This window comes from Vibrio scophthalmi LMG 19158, from assembly GCF_000222585.1.
Lineage (GTDB): Bacteria > Pseudomonadota > Gammaproteobacteria > Enterobacterales > Vibrionaceae > Vibrio > Vibrio scophthalmi.
Genome location: NZ_AFWE01000079.1, coordinates 25,912 through 41,695 on the forward strand (window position 1 = coordinate 25,912; position 15,784 = coordinate 41,695).

The following is a 15,784-nucleotide window of genomic DNA, read 5'->3' on the forward strand; positions in this document are numbered from 1 at the left end:
TTTTGCACATAGCGAATAAAAAATGGCACTTTAAATAATGAGATGGTTTACCAAACTATTTGCAGTTGATGCTAGGCGGCAATTAAACGAAAGCCCTGAGCATAGTGAGCTATGTGATGGGATGAGTGAAAATTGGCAACAACGCAGCAGCAATAAATAGGCAGGTAAAAAAGAAAAACCCCGAGGGGCTAGGCCCTTCGGGGTTATGGTCTTACTCGCAGCAATCCGGCTACTAAAAGTGCTCCATGCATCAAATCCATGATAGTGTGCTGTAGTCCTTCAGCGTATTCCTTTCGTCGCCATCCTAGCGGTGTCCTTGACCTTATCCTGGTCTACTAATCATCCTGATTAGCTCTCATCACTTGATCCCTGAGCGGTGTCCATGACATCTTCCTGATGTTCAGTCCTTGCCTCGTCCAGAGGTGTCCATTTCCCATCCTTAGTAGCAACCATCCTAGTTACTATTGCGTCCGTTCAATGTCCAATTTGCTATCCGTGCCGATTATTCATCCTAAATAACCGAATCTTCTTCCTGAAGATGACCTAATCCGTGGTCTTTTCCTGTTCCGTGTCAGAATCCTTCCGACAGGGTTTATATTACGTCTTTCTCGATTTAGAACAATTGATGTAATCGATTTCTTTCTATGTGTAAATGGATTAAAAATAGAGCAAGCTATTTGTTATCAATGGTTTACCATTTGTTTTTGGCTTTTTATCTCTACAGGTATATGCAATCTCCCAAGCTTGTTGTGAGAGATCTCTTACAAGGCTAGGGGGCGATCGATGATCTGGCAGTAACGTCACATAATCAACAGTGATGAAATGGTGTTCCATAATATCGTTACACCAATCAAACTGAACATCATGCCGCAGATACCATCAATGTATTTGCTCAACTGATGAAGCTTTTTCTGTAAACGCTGACTGGTCAATAGCCACGCCAATAAAGAGAACCACAATAAAGATAAACTCCAAAGGATTAACAGTGCCGCTCCTTTTCCACCAAGCGACATGGTGGCGGGAACAAGGCTCGACATTAAACTGACAAAAAACACTAATGCTTTGGGATTGAGGATGTTCGTCATGAAGCCACGTGAAAAGGCCTGACGTTTATTACTGAGTAAATATTGCGATTTATTTTTTACCCCTGATGCGTCACTTGATTGAAAAGCACCGCGTAAAGCGCCTACGCCTAAATAAAGTAAGTAACTGCCACCCAATAATTGTAATGCGGCAAATAGTGCGGGATGTTGCTGTACTAAATAACTTACGCCAGTCAGGCTGAAAATCGAATGCAGTAAAATACCGCAAGATAAGCCTAAGGCAATGAATAACCCAGTTTGGCGTCCGTAACGCGAAGCGTTTTGTACCACTAAAGCGAAATCAGGGCCGGGGCTCATAAGGGCAACCCAGTGCACGGCTGCAAGGGTGGCAAGAATAGTCAGTTCATTCATAACAAGATTCTAGATAACGATAATGACCCTGATTATCCTCATTTGATGAGATGTCGGCTTGTAAATTTTGATCACTCACTGATTTGTGTTGGTGGAACACCGAAGTTGCTTTTGAAGGCTTTGCTGAAATGGGCTTGATCATAGAAGCCGACATGGTGGGCAACATAGGTGGCATTGTGCCCTTGTTGCAGTAATTTCATTGCTTGCTCTAAGCGCAGTCGACTGAGCCAAGCATAAGGTGTGATGCCCATTTTTTGTTTGAAATGACGTTGAAACTGGGTCGGAGTGAGATGGCACATATTGGCCAACTGCTCTAAACGGATAGGTTCATCGAGGTGGGCCAGGATAAACTCCTTGAGGGTGACGATAGATTGGCGACCTAACGGCGAGGCTTTTTCGGGTTGTCCATAGCCAAACTGAGTGAACAGTTGCTCTAGCCCCTCTAGTGGCAAGCAATCTTTCGCCAGTTGGCATTGGTCACTATCGCCGAGCAGTAAATGCAATTGATAGAGTTGCTGAAAGATGTCTGGATTGGCAATGATGCTCTGACGAAAACTTAATATCTGCTCTGGCTGGGTATATTCAGCAAGCTGAGTTAGCCAGTTTGGATCAATCGCAAAGACTTTGGTTTGATAGCCACGCTCTAGTACCGAATTACCATCATGCAGTTCGTCAGGTGCCATAATCACCACATGCCCTTGTCCAACATGGTGATTTTGTCCTTGATGATGGAAACGTTGTTCACCTTGGGTTATCAGGCCAATGTGAAAATCGAGATGATAATGACGTTGGAAAACAAACTGCCGATAACGCGCATCAATCAAATTGATCGATTCACTCACGGTGTTGCTGTATTTGACGCGATCCATAGAAAAAAAGCTTGGTGAAAGTTTCACCAAGCTTATCGAGCTTATTTTGGATTGTCTTGTATAAAATTAACGTTGCAGCGCTTTTTTATTTCGGCGGTTATTACGTAAACCATCAAAACTAAACACCAACAAGGCGCCCCAAATAAAGACAAAAGTGAGCGCTTTGTCGACGCTAAAGGCTTCACCGTAGACCAATACCGCAAGCAAAAACATTAAGCTTGGGCCGATATATTGGAAAAAGCCGAGGGTGGATAGTTTTAAGCGTGTCGCCGCACCAGTAAAGCACAGTAGTGGTAGTGTCGTTATTATGCCTGCAGAAACCAATAATAGATTCAGAGTCATTGGATTAAGGCTAAAGTCTGAGGTGGCAGAGTCCGCAATCCACAATAGATAAATGGCCGCTGCAGGCAATAACACTAAGGTCTCAACAAACAACCCAGTTTGCGCACTAACACTGACTTTTTTACGCAGTAAGCCATAGAAGCCGAAGGAGCATGCCAGTCCAATTGCGACGATAGGCAGAGAGCCAAAAGCCATGAGTTGCACCAGAACGCCACCAGTGGCGAGTGCCACCGCGAGCCATTGCAACTTCCTTAAACGTTCGCCCAAAAATAGCATGCCGAGTAAGACATTCACTAATGGGTTAATGAAGTAACCTAAACTGGCATCCAGCATATGATTACTGTTGACCGCCCAGATGAAAATCAGCCAATTCGACCCAATTAAGATTGAAGAAGTTAGTAGATAGGCCATCTTACGTTTATCGACCATCACATCACGGACGCTGTGCCAGTGACGGCCAAAATGGAGCAGGGCAGCAAGTAAGAAAAAAGACCACACCACACGGTGGCTTAAGATTTCTAGCGGGGCAACAGCGCTGAGTGATTTAAAGTAAATCGGTGCGATACCCCACATGGTGTAAGCGCCGAGAGCAAGCAGCACACCTTGGCGCGACCGTTGTTGCAGTTCTTCTTCAGTCATACAAGATCACTAACTGTTTTAAAAAGGAGGGGAATTGGTCAGTATAAAAGCGGCCTGATAAAACGCCTAACAATTTGCAGTTTTATTCACCAGCGTTCCCCACTACAATGTGCCACTTACCTCACACTGAGTAACAGAGATACTAGATGACCTCGACACTTTTAGCCCAACCTGACGATGAGATAACTGTCACCGCACAAAGCGTGCTGGAACAGGTGTTTGGTTATCAACAATTCCGTTCAGGACAAGAGCAAGTGATTGAGGCGGCAATTCAAGGTAAAGATAGCCTTGTGATCATGCCGACAGGCGGTGGTAAGTCACTGTGTTATCAAGTGCCAGCCTTGGTGCGAGAGGGCTTAACCTTGGTGATATCACCATTGATCTCTTTGATGAAAGACCAGGTTGATCAGTTAAAAGCGGATGGGGTTGCGGCAGAATGTATTAACTCGAGCATGCCGCGCGAAGAGCTGATTTCAGTCTACAACCGCATGAACTCTGGTGCTCTCAAGTTAGTCTATGTGTCACCAGAACGTGTACTGATGCGTGATTTCATTGAACGTTTACAAGGCGTGTCGCTGAGCATGATTGCGGTCGATGAAGCGCATTGTATTTCGCAGTGGGGCCATGATTTTCGCCCAGAATACGCTTCATTAGGTCAACTCAAACACTATTTTCCACATGTGCCGTTTATGGCTTTGACGGCCACGGCCGATGATGCCACACGTAACGATATTGTGAGTCGCTTACAGTTGGTTGAGCCGCTTAATTACCTCGGCAGTTTTGACCGACCAAATATCCGCTACACCTTGTTGGAAAAGCATAAGCCGGTTTCGCAAATCATCCGTTATCTTGAAACCCAGAAAGGGCATTGCGGCATTATCTATTGCGGTAGCCGTAAAAAAGTCGAAATGGTGACGGAGAAACTGTGTAACAACCATATTCGTGCCGCCAGTTATCATGCTGGTATGGATGCCGATGAGCGCGCTTATGTGCAAGAAGCTTTTCAGCGTGATGACATTCAAATCGTGGTCGCCACTGTGGCTTTTGGTATGGGCATTAATAAGCCCAACGTACGCTTTGTCGCGCATTTTGATATTCCACGTAATATAGAATCGTACTACCAAGAAACAGGCCGAGCAGGGCGCGATGGCCTGCCTGCCGAAGCGGTGATGCTTTACGACCCGGCTGATATCAGTTGGCTACGCCGCATGTTGGATGAAAAAGATGAAGGGCCACAAAAGCAGGTTGAAGCGCATAAGCTCAATGCCATGAGCGCCTTTGCGGAAGCGCAAACCTGCCGTCGCCAAGTGCTGCTCAATTATTTTGGCGAATATCGTGATAAGCCATGTGGTAACTGCGATATTTGTTTAGATCCACCAAAACATTTTGATGCCACTCAGGAAGCGCAAAAAGCATTGTCGTGCGTGTATCGCGTGAACCAAAGTTTCGGCATTGGCTATGTGGTTGAAGTGCTGCGTGGGATGCAAAATATCCGTATTCGCGAACAAGGGCACGATAAACTCTCGACCTATGGTCTTGGCCGCGACCATAGCCACGATTATTGGGTAAGTGTTTTCCGTCAGTTAATTCATAAAGGCTTGTTATTCCAAAATATCACCCGTAACTCAACCTTGCAGCTGACCGAAGAAGCACGGCCGTTGTTGCGTGGTGAGATGACGCTTGAGTTGGCGGTGCCGCGTTTAGATACCGCAGCCCGCGCAGCGAAGTCAGACAAATTGACCAGCAAGAATTACGATAAGAAGCTGTTCGCTAAATTACGCAAACTACGTAAATCGATTGCTGATGAAGATGGTTTACCACCTTATGTTGTTTTCAGCGATGCCACCTTAATTGATATGGCGGAGATCTTGCCAACTTCTTATGGAGAGATGTTGGCAGTAAATGGCGTGGGTCAACGTAAGTTAGAGAAATACGCGGATCCATTCCTCGATTTAATACAGGAACACATTACTCAGCATGGTTAATAAAATGGAATTTGGTTTGATCGAGTATCAAGCGGAGCAGGGAAGAATCGTACTGAATGCACCGGGGTTTGATTTTGACTCCTTCCCACACCTAGGCGAAAGGCTGCTCGCCGCGTTGCCTGCCCGCGTGATTGAAAAGCAGTGTGATGCGGATATTCATTCTTGGTTGATTGATTTTGAAGATTGCCAAATGTTTCTTAAAGCGGAGCACTACAGTGAAAGTGTTTGGTTTGAAAGTCTCTCGGGAAGCAACAGCCAAGCAGAATTGGCTTACTTAGCAAGCTTATTCCAACAAGGTTTCAGTTTGCCTGACTCATCGCCATTTTAGCGATAGAAAATCCATCTTGCAGACAAAAATGGTTAATGTATAATCGCCCGCCTCTTGTTGTTTGGTGTTATAGCTCTAAACAATAAGAACGAATAACCATTTATTTTTTAAACATTGTTGGTAAGTATTCGCTTGGTTACTCACGTTGAGATAACTCGGTGGATTCGATTTGGGTTCCCTCACCCCCAAACCAAACTAAAAAGGTATCGCATGAGTAACTTTACGTCTGCGCAACAGCGCAACGCCCTTCTATATTTAGCTTTATTCCACCTGATTATTATTGCCTCAAGCAATTACTTGGTTCAGTTGCCGTTTACCATTTTGGGTTTCCACACCACGTGGGGCGCTTTCACTTTTCCTTTTATTTTCTTAGCAACTGATTTAACCGTTCGTATTTTTGGTGCACAAATGGCACGTAAGATCATCTTTTTGGTGATGTTACCGGCGCTAGTTGTCTCGTATTTACTGTCGGTGGTTTTCTTTGAAGGCCAGTATCAAGGCTTTAGTCATCTAGGCGAGTTCAATGTGTTTGTTGCTCGTATTGCGGCAGCAAGTTTTATGGCTTACTTACTTGGCCAAGTTTTGGATGTACAAGTCTTTAATCGGTTACGCCAAATGAAACAGTGGTGGATTGCTCCAACCTGTTCTACCTTGTTTGGTAATGCGATCGATACTTTGGCTTTCTTCTCAGTTGCATTCTATCAAAGCCCTGATCCTTTTATGGCTGAGCATTGGATGGAAATTGCCTTAGTCGATTACAGCTTTAAGCTAGTGATAAGTCTTGGTCTGTTTGTGCCAATGTATGGTGTGCTGCTTAATTATCTAGTGAAAAAACTTACCTCCGTTAATCCCGAATTTCGATTGATGGGGTCGGCAGAAAAAGTTTCTTAGGTAATGCGATACCAATGAAAATAAAAAAGCCCGCATTGTTTTGCGGGCTTTTTGCATCTGTGGACTTTATTGGCTATAGCTTTTAGCGGTTATGGTGGTTCGTGATGAACCTAACGACTGATAATGCTAAGTGGCCAGCCAATATCACTTTGACGGTTTGCTTCAATCTCTAACTCGCTCGCGGTGAGCGGATTGTTAGCTAGCCATTGTGCATCGACAAATAGAGAGAGCTTATCGCCTTCCGATTGCAACGTGACTTGCGGCTCTAGCTCTTGTTGGCGGCGGTGGGTTAGCAGAACCGATAAACGTAATAGTCGTAGAATTCGTTTAGCACTAGCACTTGAGATCGCGTGCTGCTCAGGCAAGGAATTTAATTGTTCTCGGTAACGGCGAACCAACTCTGCGAGCAGATGTTTTTGCGCACGAGTGTAGCCTGGCAAATCTAAATTTTTCAGTAAATACGCGGCGTGTTCGCCACCTTTCTTAAAATCGATCGCTAAACCGATTTCATGCAGTTTTGCTGCCGTATCGAGCATGGCATTGGCTTGGGGTTCGACCAACCACTGCGTTTCGCACTGATTAAGTAAACGTTCGGCAAGACAGGCAACTTGTTGACCGTATTGTTGATCAATTTGGTAACGACTTTGCACGCTGGCAATAGTGCGCACACGAATGTCATTTTGTTTTAACTCATCGACCATTTCATAGACCAAGCCTTCGCGCAGTGCGCCGCCAGCCAAAGTCATCGATTCGATGTCGAGTAGTTCAAAAATCGCAATCAAAATAGAAAGGCCGCTTGGAAAGACCAAAGCGCGTTCGAGGGTCAGCCCCTCGATATCGAGCTCTTCTAAATGATCGGCAAGCATGGCTTGTTTTTGCAGGCGCTTTAGTTTGGCGTGAGTGATTACCTCATCCATTCCTTGCGCCAGCATGATCTCTTGTAACGCTTGCACAGTGCCAGAAGCACCCACACAAACGTCCCAACCAAGTTCAGTGTATTGCTGTAAAATAGGGTCTAAGGTTGCTTTTGCTGCATCAATTGCTTGATCGAAGTTACGGGTAGTGAGTTGACGATCTTTAAAGTGACGCTCTAGCCAAGTCACACAACCCATTTTTAGGCTGGTTAATGCTTTGGCTTCAAACCCCTCACCAATGATCAGTTCAGTACTCGCACCGCCGATATCCACCACTAAACGGCGGCCACTGCCACCGGATGTATGGGCGACACCTTTATAAATGGTAGCCGCTTCTTCTTCGCCACAAATGACGTCTATTTTATAGCCAAGAATCTGGTTGGCTTTCGCTAAGAAAACATCCACATTGGTTGCGGTGCGCAGTGTTGCGGTACCAACAATACGAATGTTTTCTTGTGGGATGTCTTGCAGTCGCTCTGCAAATAAACTCAAGCAGTCCCAACCTCTTTGCATGGCTTCTTGGCTTAACGTATTACTGTCGTTTAACCCTGCAGCAAGGCGAACCTTGCGCTTAATCTTAGCCATGGTCTGAACGCTGCCATCAATATGACGCACAACGAGCATATGAAAACTGTTCGACCCGAGGTCGATAGCGGCGTAAAGCGGCGATGGAACAACTTGGCTCATAGCGACTTAAGAATCCTTTTGTTGACGCGGTGGGCGTGAGCGATTTGGTTTGCGATTACCAGAACGAGAACCACCAGTGTTGGTGCGACGTTGTTGCTGGTTACGCGTGCGCAGACGGATCGGCGCTGGGAGATCTTGGATCAAAGCAGACGAATCGTATTCCGATACAGGAATCGTGTGCTCGATGTACTCTTCGATCGCTGGAAGATTGATTGCGTATTGTTCACAAGCAAATGTGATTGAGTGGCCACTTGCGCCAGCACGACCAGTACGACCGATGCGGTGTACGTAATCTTCACAATCGTCAGGTAGATCGTAGTTAAATACGTGTGTTACTTGTGGGATGTGTAGACCACGAGCAGCAACGTCGGTTGCGACTAGAATGTCAACTTCACCACGAGTAAATTGCTCAAGGATACGTTCACGTTTTTTCTGTGGAACATCACCTGTTAATAGACCAACACGGTGCTTATCTGCCGCTAGATGACCCCAAATTGAGTCACACATATGCTTGGTATTAGCAAACACGATCGCGCGATCTGGCCATTCTTCTTCAATAATTGTTTGAAGTAGCGCCATTTTATCTTCGTTAGAAGGATAGAACAGTTCTTCTTGGATACGGTGACCTGTTTTTTGCTCTGGTTCTACAACCACTGGTACAGGTTCATTCATGTGTTCGAAGGCTAATTCTTGCACGCGGTACGATAGCGTTGCAGAGAACATCATGTTCAAACGTTCTTTTGGCTCAGGCATACGACGGAACAAGAAACGAATGTCCTTGATAAAGCCAAGGTCAAACATGCGATCCGCTTCATCTAATACGACAACTTGAATGTGGTTTAGATTAAACACGCGTTGCTTGTAGAAATCGATGATACGACCCGTCGTACCAATTAAGATATCTACGCCTTGCTCTAGTTTGGTCACCTGCTTTTCGTAGCTTTCGCCACCGTAAGCTAATGCCGCCTTGATGCCTGTGCTGGCAATCAGCGGTTCAGCATCATTAAAGATCTGAATCGCCAACTCGCGAGTTGGAGCCATGATGATGGCACGTGGCTGATTAGGTTTGCGGCCTTCATGCTCAGGTGTCGTCAGTAGGTGGTTAAAAGTAGCAGTAAGGAACGCTAACGTCTTACCAGTACCCGTTTGGGCCTGGCCTGCAATATCACGGCCGGAGAGCAGGACCGGCAACGCCTGTGCTTGGATAGGGGTACAAAACTCGAACCCTTTTTGCTCCAAACCCTTTGTAACTTGGGGGTTAAGCCCCAAATCGGCGAACTTTTGCTCTGTGATGTGCGTCTTTTTCATCGCTATAGAATATCAGCTTAAGCTTGCAATACGAAAGTAAATACATTCCAATAGGGCATCTCAATACTGGTTATCATCCAACCAGTTCCGAAAAATACAGTGGAGTGGACGATGAGTGATAATATTTTGCAGCTAACTGATGAAGGTTTTGAAAACGACGTAATCAATGCTGCAGGCCCAGTTCTTGTTGATTTTTGGGCAGAATGGTGTGGTCCTTGTAAGATGATTGCCCCAATTCTTGACGAAATCTCAGAAGAGTACGCAGGCAAGCTCACTATCGGTAAACTAAATATCGATCAAAATGCTGGCACGCCACCAAAATTTGGTATTCGCGGTATTCCAACGTTACTACTCTTCAAAGACGGTAGCGTAGCAGCAACGAAAGTTGGCGCTCTGTCTAAAACTCAGTTGAAAGAGTTTTTGGACGCTAATCTGTAATACTCGCTGTTAAATAGAACCGTACATTTTTATCAATGTGCGGTTTTGTTTTTGAACGGCAACAAAAGATAGACTAGGCTAGTATTTAGTGCTAATTTATCGCACGTAAATTAAACAAGTATTCTCTTCTTGGTCGATCCAGAGACCGAATCCATCTTAACTACAAAACAGATCCTATTTTGACTAAACAAGCATCTACCACCATGAATCTAACAGAACTGAAGAACAGACCTGTTTCTGATCTTGTCAAACTTGGCGAAAGCTTGGGCCTTGAAAACCTTGCTCGTCTAAGAAAACAAGACATCATCTTTGCCATCCTAAAAGCGCATGCAAAAAGCGGTGAAGATATTTTTGGCGATGGGGTTCTGGAAATTCTACAAGACGGTTTTGGTTTCCTTCGTAGCGCGGACAGCTCTTACCTTGCTGGTCCTGACGATATCTACGTATCACCAAGTCAAATTCGTCGTTTCAACCTACGTACAGGTGATTCGATTGCCGGAAAAATTCGCCCACCAAAAGATGGCGAACGTTACTTTGCTCTACTGAAAGTAAATACGGTAAACCACGACAAGCCAGATAACGCACGTAACAAAATCCTGTTCGAAAACCTTACTCCTCTGCATGCCAATGAGCGCATGGTTATGGAACGTGGTAACGGCGCAACAGAAGATATTACGGCTCGTATCCTTGATTTGGCTTCACCAATTGGTAAAGGTCAACGTGGTTTGATTGTTGCTCCGCCAAAAGCGGGTAAAACAATGTTGCTGCAAAATATTGCACAAAGCATTGCTTACAATCACCCAGAATGTGAATTAATGGTACTTCTTATCGACGAACGTCCAGAAGAAGTAACTGAGATGCAACGTCTTGTAAAAGGCGAAGTGATTGCATCAACCTTCGATGAACCAGCATCTCGTCACGTACAAGTGGCAGAAATGGTTATCGAAAAAGCAAAACGTCTTGTTGAACACAAGAAAGACGTGGTTATCCTGCTTGACTCGATTACTCGTCTAGCACGTGCTTACAACACCGTCGTTCCTTCATCAGGTAAAGTTCTAACGGGTGGTGTGGATGCAAACGCACTGCATCGTCCAAAGCGTTTCTTCGGTGCGGCACGTAACGTAGAAGAAGGCGGTAGCTTAACCATCATCGCAACGGCACTAGTTGATACTGGTTCTAAGATGGATGAAGTAATCTATGAAGAGTTTAAAGGTACAGGTAACATGGAACTGCACCTAAACCGTAAGATTGCTGAAAAGCGTGTATTCCCAGCGATTGATTTCAACCGCTCAGGTACTCGTCGTGAAGAGCTATTGACTAAGACTGACGAACTACAAAAAATGTGGATTCTGCGTAAGATTGTTCACCCAATGGGCGAAACAGATGCAATGGAATTTCTCATTGATAAACTTGCGATGACGAAGACCAACGATGAGTTCTTCGATGCGATGCGTCGCCAGTAATTTCGTTATTTAAAAAACGCCACCGTCATTACGGTGGCGTTTTTGTTTGCATTCTATTTAGGCAAAGAGCACAATGAATGCAAATGTTACAAGGAGGTTAACATGCAACAAGGAATGTTGTCGTCGCTTCTCCTATCCATATTATTGGCATTGGGAATGACCAATGCTGTTGCGACGGAAATGCCACCTGAAAAGGTAGAGCTCTGGCTACAGAGTGATCATATGCATGACAAAGTCGCTGAATTACTCTTGCATGTTGTTGAGGATGATCTCGACAGTCTTAATTTTTCCCTACAAAGATTAGCGTTTCCTCAACAAGAGGTAGCACGTTACCTATTGCTAAAAAAACTCGAACAGCAAGAGTTTATCCTCACCCCTAAAATGGCTATTTTTGTTGAGCAACAAAAAGTAATGGTGCCGACTTACCAAGTTCTCGAGCGGGGCGATGGTTACGAATTTAGTATCCCTGCATTTAACTTCCCAGCAATCGCGAGTCGATTACTTAAGCGTTGGAAGCAAGATCAATCCACCCTTGATTTTGTTATGCAAGCTGAACGAAAAGAGCTTGAACTGCGCCATTGGTTAACGGAAGGGTCGGATTACCAGCGTCAAACGCGAGAAAAACTTTTTGTTCGCGAGCTTGATAGCCTCTCTTTAGAAGCGGTGGATTCTTTGGTGCAGCAATTAACTCAAGAAGTTGTCGTGAGTTGGTTGCCTTCATCGGAAGTTATGGTTCGCCTAGCTCAAGTGAGCGAAGATCCGCAGGTCTATAAATTGGTGTGGTTAATGAAAGTTGATCATCACAGCCAGAATGAATTAAGTCGGTTGGCTAAAGTAGGGGATACCTTTGCTCAGCAGCAGATCATGCAAGCGGCCAATAACCCCAATTTACGCCAGCAAGCGCTGACTGAACTGACACGTATCAAGCCGATGAGCCAAGAAGTTAAAGCGTTTTTAGTTACCAGAATGAGCAATAGTGATGAGGTTTCTTTTGTTGCTGGCCAACTGGCCCAACAAGGTTATTCAACATGGTTATCTGAGCTGGTATCTAACGATAAAAAAGTGAAGCGTGGTGCGATTTTGAAGGTTCTTAGTCAATAGAGAGTCGTAATACCCATATATAAAACAGGGATCGGAGATCTCTGTTTGTTTGATATACTGCATGCAGTTTAACCAGCCATTAGAAGAACTATGAGTTTTAAGGACTTGCGCGAATTTGTTGACCAGCTTGAGAAGCTTGGAAAATTAAAACGCATTACTCACCCGATTGATCCCCATTATGAAATGACAGAAATCAGTGACCGCGTACTACGTGCCGGCGGGCCTGCTTTGTTGTTTGAAAATCCGATTGGTTACGATTATCCGGTACTCACCAACTTATTTGGCACACCAGAACGCGTTGCGATTGGGATGGGACGGTCTGAGGTGAAAGAGCTACGTGAAGTTGGCAAATTACTGGCGTACTTGAAAGAGCCAGAGCCACCGCGTGGTTTTAAAGATGCGCTTGATAAGCTGCCGGTCTTTAAACAAGTCCTTAATATGCCGGCTAAACGCTTACGTAAAGCACCTTGTCAGGAGATTGTTTGGCAAGGTGAAGAGATTGATCTTGATAAAATTCCGGTGATGAGTTGCTGGCAAGACGATGTAGCTCCTTTGCTTACGTGGGGTTTAACGATCACCAAAGGACCGAATAAAAAGCGTCAGAATCTCGGTATTTATCGCCAGCAAAAAATTGGTAAAAACAAGATCATCATGCGTTGGCTTGCTCATCGTGGTGGTGCGTTAGATCTGCGTGATTGGATGGAAACAAATCCCGGAGAGCGATTCCCTGTCTCGGTGGCATTTGGTGCCGATCCTGCAACGATTCTTGGCGCGGTGACGCCTGTTCCAGATAGTTTATCGGAATACGCATTTGCGGGGCTGTTGCGTGGCAGCCGTACTGAAGTTGTAAAATCACTGAGTAACGACCTTGATGTACCAGCCAGTGCGGAAATGGTGTTTGAAGGTTATATCGATCCACAAGAGTTTGCTGATGAAGGTCCGTATGGCGATCACACTGGCTACTACAACGAAAAAGAAAAACATCACGTCTTTACAATTACGCACATCACTATGCGTCAGCAGCCTATTTACCACAGTACTTACACTGGTCGCCCGCCGGATGAGCCAGCGGTATTGGGGGTAGCATTAAATGAAGTCTTTGTTCCGATTTTGCAAAAGCAATTTCCCGAGATAGAAGATTTCTATTTACCCCCAGAGGGCTGCTCATATCGTATGGCGGTTGTGACGCTAAAGAAACAATACCCTGGGCATGCTAAGCGCGTGATGATGGGAGTGTGGTCTTTCTTGCGTCAATTCATGTATACCAAATTTGTCATTGTGTGTGATGAGTCAGTTAATGCGCGCAATTGGGATGAAGTCGTGCAAGCAATGACCAGCAACATGGATCCTGTGCGTGACACGTTGTTGATTGAGCATACGCCGATTGACTCGTTGGACTTTGCTTCACCAGTTGTTGGGCTTGGGTCAAAAATTGGTTGGGATGCGACGATAAAGTGGCAAGCCGAACTTGCCTCAAGTGTTGCTGAGTCAAAAGGTGAGTTATTCGATCCAGATGCGATTCTTGAACAGATAAAATTGGCGAACCCAATCATTCGTGACATCTATCTGCCTCAAGGCGCACTATGTGGGCAAATGGTATTGGTTTCGATTGATAAGCAAAATCCGGGTGAAGGACAACAGGTGATAGCTGCGATATGGTCGCATTTATCTTCGCTGGTCGATCCTAAGTTTATCGTAGTATGCGATGATGATGTGAACATTCGCGATTGGAATGATGTCATATGGGCTGTGACCACTCGGATGGATCCTGCGCGTGATAGCAGACTTGATCGTGATGCTGATGTTGGGCGCATTGCTTTGGATGCAACCAATAAACTCGGTGATGAAGCTTCTCGCGAGTGGGGGATACCCATTAAGAAAGATCCACTGTTGGTCGAAAAAATCGATGCAATATGGCATCAATTAGGACTGTAATGGGAAACACAGTTACATTATTACCTAGCCAAGTGACGTTTAAAGTCCCGGTCGGGCAAACGATATTGGAAGCAGCGCTCAACAATAATATTAGCTTTCCTCATCGTTGCCAGATTGGTGCATGCGCGATGTGCATGTGTAAAAAAGTATCGGGAGAGGTGCATTATGAACTGGAACCGATGCTCACAGAACAAGAACAACAGCAAGGGTGGATATTCTCATGCCTTGCGTATACAAAAAGTAATTTAGTCCTTACTTTTGAAGAGTAAGTAAGAGGAAGACCATGAGTATTCAATGCAAAGTAAAGTCGATAGAGTCACTCGCCGCTAATACCTATCGCATCCTGCTTCACCCTGAACAGCCAGTTGCTTTTAAAGCGGGCCAATATCTAATGGTCGTGATGGGCGAGAAAGATAAGCGTCCATTCTCAATTGCGAGTAGCCCTTGTCGCCATGAAGGGGAACTTGAACTGCATATTGGTGCGGCGGAGCAAAATGCTTACGCGCATGAAGTGGTTGAAGCTATGAAAACCGCGTTGGCTGATGGTTCATCGATTACTGTAGATGCGCCTCATGGCGATGCATGGGTAAAAGAAGAGAGCGAACGTCCTTTATTATTGATTGCAGGTGGTACTGGCTTTAGTTACGTACGTTCGATTTTGGATCATTGCGTCGCACAAAAGAAAGCTAATCCAATCTATCTATACTGGGGAGCGCGCGATAACAGCCAACTTTACGCTAAAGATGAACTGATCACCCTATCTGAGCAATACGCGAATGTGCACTTTATTCCGGTTGTTGAACAAGCGCCGGGTGAGTGGGACGGAAAAGTGGGTAATGTACTAGAGGCGGTAAGCGAAGATTTTGATGTATTAGAAGATTTCGATATCTATATTGCAGGTCGCTTTGAAATGGCTGGTGCTGCACGTGAGCAATTTACGCAAAACAAGCAAGCGAGAAGCGACAGAATGTTTGCAGATGCTTACGCTTTTATCTAATAGCGCATCATGTCTCTGATGAAAAAGAGGGCTTTTAGCCCTCTTTTTTGCCTTATTGCTGCTAATTTCATCGGATAGTCACTTTTTCTGAATTAATTTGCAAAAAGGCTTGCCAATAAAATCCAGTTACCTATAATGCGCATCCACTGACAGGGCAGACGCCGCAAGGCTTCAGCGTTAGTCAGAGAGGTGAAAGGTTCCACGAAAATTAAATTGAAAAAGTGTTTGACTCTTTCAGTTATCTCGTTAGAATTCACCTCCGCTTCGAGAGAAACTCTCGCAGCAAGCTCTTTAACAATATAAACCTATCAATCTGTGTGGGCACTCGTTGATGATAATCCAATAAGTTATTGCTTAGGCAATGACTGTTTCTTCGGAAACAACATTGGGTTCAATGAACTGAGTGACCAATTTGATAACTTCGGTTATCGAG

The 15,784-nt window shown here is 45.0% G+C and carries 14 protein-coding genes and 1 pseudogene; 10 read left to right on the plus strand and 5 right to left on the minus strand.

The features are described from left to right. Positions 1-800: 800 nt before the first annotated feature. From RH88_RS07170 to rarD, 3 genes are all read right to left on the minus strand, one after another. The gene (locus RH88_RS07170) at positions 801-1,454 is read right to left on the minus strand and encodes a LysE family translocator (RefSeq protein ID WP_005594552.1); all 654 of its coding nucleotides are present in this window, start codon (positions 1,452-1,454) and stop codon (positions 801-803) included. Between the two features lie 71 nt (positions 1,455-1,525). Further along, a complete protein-coding gene (locus tag RH88_RS07175; protein ID WP_005594553.1) occupies positions 1,526-2,323 on the minus strand; it encodes an AraC family transcriptional regulator in 798 nt (265 codons plus the stop codon). Positions 2,324-2,389: 66 nt separating this feature from the next. Further along, complete coding sequence (gene rarD, locus RH88_RS07180; protein WP_005594554.1) at positions 2,390-3,304, minus strand: EamA family transporter RarD; 915 nt, start codon at positions 3,302-3,304, stop codon at positions 2,390-2,392. Positions 3,305-3,450: 146 nt separating this feature from the next. On the opposite strand from rarD, the gene recQ reads away from it, so the two are divergent. From recQ to RH88_RS07195, 3 genes are all read left to right on the plus strand, one after another. Next, a complete protein-coding gene (gene recQ, locus RH88_RS07185; RefSeq protein WP_005594556.1) occupies positions 3,451-5,289 on the plus strand; it encodes an ATP-dependent DNA helicase RecQ in 1,839 nt (612 codons plus the stop codon). Beyond that, complete coding sequence (locus tag RH88_RS07190; RefSeq protein WP_005594557.1) at positions 5,282-5,617, plus strand: DUF3630 family protein; 336 nt, start codon at positions 5,282-5,284, stop codon at positions 5,615-5,617. Before recQ ends, RH88_RS07190 begins: the two co-directional genes overlap by 8 nt. Before the next feature lie 210 nt (positions 5,618-5,827). Further along, positions 5,828-6,508, plus strand: coding sequence for a 7-cyano-7-deazaguanine/7-aminomethyl-7-deazaguanine transporter (locus RH88_RS07195; protein WP_005594559.1), 681 nt, complete (start codon positions 5,828-5,830; stop codon positions 6,506-6,508). 110 nt (positions 6,509-6,618) lie between these two features. Here the strand turns inward: RH88_RS07195 and gppA are convergent, their stop codons facing one another. After that, positions 6,619-8,109, minus strand: a complete 1,491-nt coding sequence (gene gppA / locus RH88_RS07200) for a guanosine-5'-triphosphate,3'-diphosphate diphosphatase (RefSeq protein WP_005594561.1) — start codon at positions 8,107-8,109, stop codon at positions 6,619-6,621. Between the two features lie 6 nt (positions 8,110-8,115). Further along, entirely contained in the window at positions 8,116-9,417 is a 1,302-nt protein-coding gene (gene rhlB / locus RH88_RS07205; protein ID WP_005594562.1) for an ATP-dependent RNA helicase RhlB, read from the minus strand. A gap of 111 nt (positions 9,418-9,528) precedes the next feature. Here rhlB and trxA point away from each other — a divergent pair, with 111 nt between their 5' ends. From trxA to fre, 7 genes and pseudogenes are all read left to right on the plus strand, one after another. After that, positions 9,529-9,855, plus strand: coding sequence for a thioredoxin TrxA (gene trxA, locus RH88_RS07210; RefSeq protein WP_005594565.1), 327 nt, complete (start codon positions 9,529-9,531; stop codon positions 9,853-9,855). A 203-nt stretch (positions 9,856-10,058) separates the two neighbouring features. Next, positions 10,059-11,318, plus strand: coding sequence for a transcription termination factor Rho (gene rho / locus RH88_RS07215; protein WP_005594566.1), 1,260 nt, complete (start codon positions 10,059-10,061; stop codon positions 11,316-11,318). 102 nt (positions 11,319-11,420) lie between these two features. Continuing rightward, the gene (locus tag RH88_RS07220; protein ID WP_005594568.1) at positions 11,421-12,419 is read left to right on the plus strand and encodes a hypothetical protein; all 999 of its coding nucleotides are present in this window, start codon (positions 11,421-11,423) and stop codon (positions 12,417-12,419) included. A gap of 90 nt (positions 12,420-12,509) precedes the next feature. After that, positions 12,510-13,893: pseudogene (gene ubiD / locus RH88_RS07225) on the plus strand (4-hydroxy-3-polyprenylbenzoate decarboxylase); the annotation flags it as partial. Between the two features lie 56 nt (positions 13,894-13,949). Next, complete coding sequence (locus RH88_RS24090; RefSeq protein WP_420895765.1) at positions 13,950-14,354, plus strand: hypothetical protein; 405 nt, start codon at positions 13,950-13,952, stop codon at positions 14,352-14,354. Beyond that, positions 14,354-14,623, plus strand: a complete 270-nt coding sequence (locus RH88_RS07230; protein WP_005594571.1) for a 2Fe-2S iron-sulfur cluster-binding protein — start codon at positions 14,354-14,356, stop codon at positions 14,621-14,623. Before RH88_RS24090 ends, RH88_RS07230 begins: the two co-directional genes overlap by 1 nt. Before the next feature lie 14 nt (positions 14,624-14,637). Then, on the plus strand, positions 14,638-15,351 hold the full coding sequence (gene fre, locus RH88_RS07235; protein ID WP_005594573.1) for an NAD(P)H-flavin reductase: 714 nt from the start codon (positions 14,638-14,640) through the stop codon (positions 15,349-15,351). Positions 15,352-15,784: the final 433 nt, after the last annotated feature.